The sequence below is a fragment of the Sulfurovum sp. bin170 genome (assembly GCF_010892395.1).
Taxonomy (GTDB): Bacteria; Campylobacterota; Campylobacteria; order Campylobacterales; family Sulfurovaceae; genus UBA1140.
Genome location: NZ_JAACKB010000219.1, coordinates 1 through 5,433 on the forward strand (window position 1 = coordinate 1; position 5,433 = coordinate 5,433).

General features: G+C 38.8%; 5 protein-coding genes. All 5 read left to right on the top strand.

Annotated features, from left to right (window positions below; genetic code table 11):
- The first annotated feature begins 39 nt into the window (after positions 1 to 39).
- Positions 40 to 144 carry a hypothetical protein gene (locus GSY74_RS11025; RefSeq protein WP_370518770.1) on the top strand — a complete coding sequence of 35 codons (105 nt, stop codon included), beginning with the start codon at positions 40 to 42 and terminating at the stop codon, positions 142 to 144.
- A complete protein-coding gene (locus GSY74_RS05155) occupies positions 123 to 842 on the top strand; it encodes an FtsW/RodA/SpoVE family cell cycle protein (protein WP_164664037.1) in 720 nt (239 codons plus the stop codon). The genes GSY74_RS11025 and GSY74_RS05155 overlap by 22 nt, the downstream gene beginning before the upstream one ends.
- 1 nt (position 843) lies before the next feature.
- Positions 844 to 1,851, top strand: coding sequence for an undecaprenyldiphospho-muramoylpentapeptide beta-N-acetylglucosaminyltransferase (gene murG / locus GSY74_RS05160; RefSeq protein WP_164664038.1), 1,008 nt, complete (start codon positions 844 to 846; stop codon positions 1,849 to 1,851).
- Between the two features lie 276 nt (positions 1,852 to 2,127).
- On the top strand, positions 2,128 to 2,922 hold the full coding sequence (locus GSY74_RS05165; RefSeq protein ID WP_164664039.1) for a L,D-transpeptidase family protein: 795 nt from the start codon (positions 2,128 to 2,130) through the stop codon (positions 2,920 to 2,922).
- 114 nt (positions 2,923 to 3,036) lie between these two features.
- On the top strand, positions 3,037 to 5,433 hold a 2,397-nt coding region (gene alaS / locus GSY74_RS05170; protein ID WP_164664040.1), incomplete at its 3' end, for an alanine--tRNA ligase.

The following is a 5,433-nucleotide window of genomic DNA, read 5'->3' on the forward strand; positions in this document are numbered from 1 at the left end:
GGTGGAGCCAAACGATGGATAAGTCTCGGTTCAGTCTCAATCACCCCTGTAGAGTTTTACAAAATTGGATTTATCATGTTTATCTCTTGGAGTCTTGTTCGTACTAGATTGCCAAAAGGAAGATGGAGCTTAGAGATGAGATAAAACTTTTTATACCCTATCTTGTTGTTCTGATTGTATCGACTCTTCTTATAGCTGTCTTTCAAAAAGATTTGGGGCAAACAGTCGTTCTATCAGCTACTCTGTTGGTTCTATTTCTTCTAGTAGGAAGTAGCTTTCGATTCTTCTCTATACTATTTGGAATTGGAATATTTGGGTTAATCCTACTCATTATCACTCAACCTCACAGATTAAAACGAATCCAAGAGTGGTTCCTATCTTTTGATAACTCTGCAAATAGACTAGAGACTTATCAAATATCAAACTCTTTAGATGCTATACATCATGGAGGTTTGTGGGGACAAGGGATAGGTAACGGTCAGTATAAACTTGGGTTTCTCTCCGAAGTGCATACAGACTTTGTTTTAGCAGGGATGATGGAGGAGTTGGGATTTATCTCTATCCTTATTGTTACTCTAACGATACTATTTATCATATTTCGTATCTTCAAAATAGCAGCAAGAGTTGATAATCCTAGCTACTATCTCTTCTGTGTAGGAGCCGCCCTACTCATTGCCTTTTCGTTTATTATAAATAGTTTTGGTATATCTGGTATAACTCCTATCAAGGGAATTGCTGTACCATTTATAAGCTATGGAGGCTCACAGATAGTCGCTTCTTGTCTAAGTATAGGTCTAATCTTAATGATTTCAAAAAAAGTAATACCAAAAAGAGGAGGATAAAATGTCTATAGTCATGACAGGTGGTGGCACAGGTGGTCACTTAGCAATTATAAAAGCAGTAAAAGAGGAGCTTGAGGGTGAAAACCTCATCTATATAGGCTCAACAAAAGGTCAAGATAGAGCTTGGTTTGGAGAGGATAAACAGTTTAAATCTGTACATTTTCTTGATACACAAGGAGTTGTAAACCAAGGAGTACTTGGCAAATTTAAATCTCTCTATATGCTTATAAAAGCAACTATAGAGGCTAGAAAAATCCTAAAAAAAGTTAATGCAAAAGTTGTTTTCTGTGTTGGTGGATTCTCTGCTGCACCCACCTCATTTGCTGCAAAGATGCTAAAAATTCCCATCATCATTCATGAACAAAATGCAGCCATTGGCTCACTAAATAGACTCCTTAGAAATCACGCCAAAGCGTTCATATCATCATATGAAGAGGATAGCCCTATCCACTCCTATCCTATCAAAAGAGAGTTCTTTGAAAAATCAAGAATCCGTAAAGAGATAAAAACCATCATATTTTTAGGTGGTTCACAAGGTGCTGTAGCTATCAACAATCTAGCCCTAGAACTAGCCCTCATCATCAAAGAGAGAGGCATCCGAATCATCCACCAAGCAGGAGAGAACAATATCCAAGAGGTAGAGCAGTCCTACAGAGATATGGGCATAGGGGCTATTGTCTTTGGGTTTACAGATAGACTCTCCGACTATATGCAAGAGGCTGATTTTGCAGTAGCTAGAGCAGGTGCTTCAACACTCTGGGAGCTATCAGCCACTGCATGTCCTACACTCTTTATCCCCTACCCTCACGCTGCAAGTGACCATCAGTACTACAATGCCAAGTTTTTAGAGGAGCAAGGTGTGGCTTGGATTATGAGAGAGGGTGAGATTGATAACTCCAAGCTTCTCTCTATTTTAGAAGAGGATATGACCAAAAAGAGTAGTAAGCTTAGAGAGATGATAAAGAGTGATGGAGCTAAAAAAATAGCAGATATGCTTCGCGAATTATGATGAGAGAGATGCCCGTCTCGTTCCACCTGTCCTCAGGTGGAATGCATACAGAAAATTAATAACAATATTAAGTTTTTTAATTTATTGAACTCTCGTATGCATTCCACCTCAGAGAGGATGGAACGAGAATAAGATAGCAGAGATGCTTCGTAGGTGTGACTATGTCACACAACAAATCTAAAATAAACTGCTTGGTTATTTTGAATGTAATATTTTCGATATTTGGTTTAGGTGTGTGACATGGTCACACCTACGGCATAGAAACAGGGAGAGATAATGAAACGAACAGTTATAGATTTTCTATTTTTTATAATAATATTAACTATAGGAGTAACCCTATTCTATTTTCTAGGCAGAGATATTTGGTATCCATACTACAAGGAGTATTTTATCCAAAAAGATATCCAACCAATAGAGTGTAAAGAGTGCAATCTCACACATGTTGACCCAAATGCAATTGAAACTCCACCTGTAATCACTTTAATAGAACCCAAAGAGGAGCTAAACTCCACACAGAGACTAAAACGACATCTTGCAGATAGTGATTTTGTCTTCTATCCCAAAAAGCTAACTCTTATAGGAATGAAACATGAGAAACTTTTAGAGGTCTGGGCAGAACTTCATGGCAAGTGGGTACACCTCACAACCTATCCATTTACAGCATTTTCTGGAAGATTGGGACCCAAATATAGAGAGGGAGATAGACAGATACCTGAGGGGATATATGGAATCTCATATCTAAATCCAAACAGCAAGTTTCATCTCTCCATGAGAGTAAACTACCCTAACAGTTTTGATAGGAAGATGGCAAGAAGAGAAAAAAGAACCAATTTGGGTGGAGATATTATGATACATGGTAACAGTGTCACTACAGGTTGTATCCCAATAGGTGATGATAAGATAGAGGAGCTTTATCTATTGGCTGAAAAGGTGGGGATTGGCAATATAAAAGTTATCCTCACCCCTGTAGATTTTAGGAAGATGGAAGTAAAGATAAAAAATGATAAACACCCATGGCTAGAGGGGCTTTATGGTGATATAAAAAAGGAGTTGAAAGCTTTTCAATTATGAATTAGCTTGTATCCTACCATTACACTTTAGACAAATATATTTTTATAGTCAAAATGCCCCAATTTAACCTCATTTTAGCTAAAATACCCACAATTAAAAACACGGGGTTTTACAATGGATATTAGACAAAAGTTTCTAAACTATTTTCAACGCAAAGGGCATACACTAAACGCAAGTAGCCCACTAGTACCAATTGATGATGATGGTACACTTATGTTTGTCAATGCGGGGATGGTTCCATTCAAGAGCATCTTTACAGGCACTGCTCCAATCCCAACTCCTCCAAGAGCAACCAGTTCTCAAACTTGTCTAAGAGCTGGTGGAAAACACAACGACCTTGATAATGTCGGTTATACAGCTAGACACCATACACTTTTTGAGATGCTTGGAAACTTCTCTTTTGGTAACTATTTCAAAGAGGATGCGATAGCTTATGCTTGGGAGTTTATCACTTCGGAGAAATATTTGAATCTGCCTGTTGATAAGATATGGGTTACAGTCCACGAAAATGATGATGAGGCTTATGAGTTGTGGCAGAAGCATATCTCAAAAGATAGAATCATGAAATTTGATGACAAAGAGAACTTTTGGGCGATGGGTGATACTGGTGCTTGTGGGCCTTGCTCTGAAATTTTTTATGACCAAGGTGCAGAGCATTTCAGTGGCAAAGAGGACTATTTGGGTGGAGAGGGTGACCGTTTCTTAGAGATTTGGAATCTTGTATTTATGCAGTATGAACGAGATGCAGAGGGCAATCTAAATCCACTTCCAAAACCAAGTATCGATACAGGTATGGGGCTAGAGAGAGTTGTGGCAATAAAAGAGGGGGAACTCAACAACTATCACTCTTCACTTTTTATGCCATTTATAGATAAGTTAGGTGAGCTTGTGGGAATGCCATATAACTACAGTACTGATAATAGTGCTAGTTATCGTGTGATTGCTGACCACCTTCGCTCATGCTCGTTTCTCTTGGCACAAGGTGTAAACTTTGATAAAGATGGGCGTGGTTATGTTTTGCGACGAATCATGCGTCGTGCAATTCGTCATGGGTATCTGCTTGGATTGCGAGAGCCATTTATGTATAAATTAGTTGATGTTTTGGTGGAGACGATGGGTGAGCAATATAGCTACCTACCTCAAAGAGCAGAGTCGATTAAAACTTCCATGAAGCTTGAAGAGGAGAGGTTTTTCCGTACTATTGAGGATGGGATTAAACTTTTCAATGCAGAGTTAGAGAATACAACGGATATATTTGATGGTGAGATTGCATTCAAACTCAATGATACCTACGGTTTCCCACTTGACCTCACAGAGGATATGTTGAGAGAGGAAAATATCAAACTTGACATTGATGCATTTAACAAAAAATTAGAGACTCAAAAAACTCAATCAAAAGCAAACTGGAAAGGTACAGGTGACGCTGCACAGAGTGGTGATTTCAAATCTATCAAAGAGAGTTTTGGAGTCAATGAGTTTGTGGGATATGAAGAGACAACAGCAGAAGCTACAGTACTAGCACTTTTGGATGAGGATTTCAAACAGGTTGATAGTGTTGATGGAAAAGGTTGGGTATATCTAAGCAAAACTCCATTTTACGCAGAATCAGGTGGACAGACAGGAGACTCTGGAACAATTACCGTAGGTCGGGGTGCCCCCTCCCCGACAATCAAAGCCCTAGACACCAAAAAATTCCTAGACATGAATCTATCAGAAGTAGAAGGTTCCCTAGAAATAGGTGACAAGATAACAGCAATAGTTGACCCAAAAAGAGCCGAAATAGAGAAACATCACTCTGCAACCCACCTGCTCCATGCAGGGCTTAGAGAGCTTTTGGGTGAGCATATCGCACAAGCAGGTTCACTCAATGATGACAAGAGACTGCGATTTGACTTCTCTCATCCACAAGCGATGACCACAAAAGAGATAGCAAAAGTAGAAGCTTGGGTTAATGATAAGATTAACCGTAATATTAGTAGAAAAACAGAGGTTATGTCTGTGGATGATGCAAGAGATTCAGGTGCGATGGCTCTCTTTGGTGAAAAGTATGGTGATGAAGTTCGAGTAGTTAGTTTTGCAGATAACTCTGTTGAGCTTTGTGGTGGTACTCATGTGAATAGTGCTTCAGAGATTGGACTTTTTATGATTACCAAAGAGTCAGGAGTTTCAGCAGGGGTTAGACGGATTGAAGCTATCTGTGGAAATTCTGCCATTACAGAGGTTAACACTCTTAGAAACTCTCTTGTGGAGATTAAAACTGAACTGAAAAATCAAAATCCAATAGCAGGGATAACCAAACTTAAAGAGCAGATTAAAACTCTTAAAGTTGAGCTTCAAACGGCTCTTAACTCTACCAAAAAAGAGTTGACGGCTAGTGAGATTAATGGTGTAACTGTAATCGTTGATGAGGTGGAAACAGGAGATATAAAAGAGCTTATAGATGAAGCTAAGAACAAATATCCTTCTGTTGCTATTATGCTGTTTCAGAAAAAAGGTAAAAAAGTTATGATA

Bases quoted from the DNA above. Each gene is read 5' to 3' on its own strand.
- GSY74_RS05155 (WP_164664037.1), top strand. From the start codon at position 123: ATGGAGCTTAGAGATGAGATAAAACTTTTTATACCCTATCTTGTTGTT.
- murG (WP_164664038.1), top strand. From the start codon at position 844: ATGTCTATAGTCATGACAGGTGGTGGCACAGGTGGTCACTTAGCAATT.
- GSY74_RS05165 (WP_164664039.1), top strand. From the start codon at position 2,128: ATGAAACGAACAGTTATAGATTTTCTATTTTTTATAATAATATTAACT.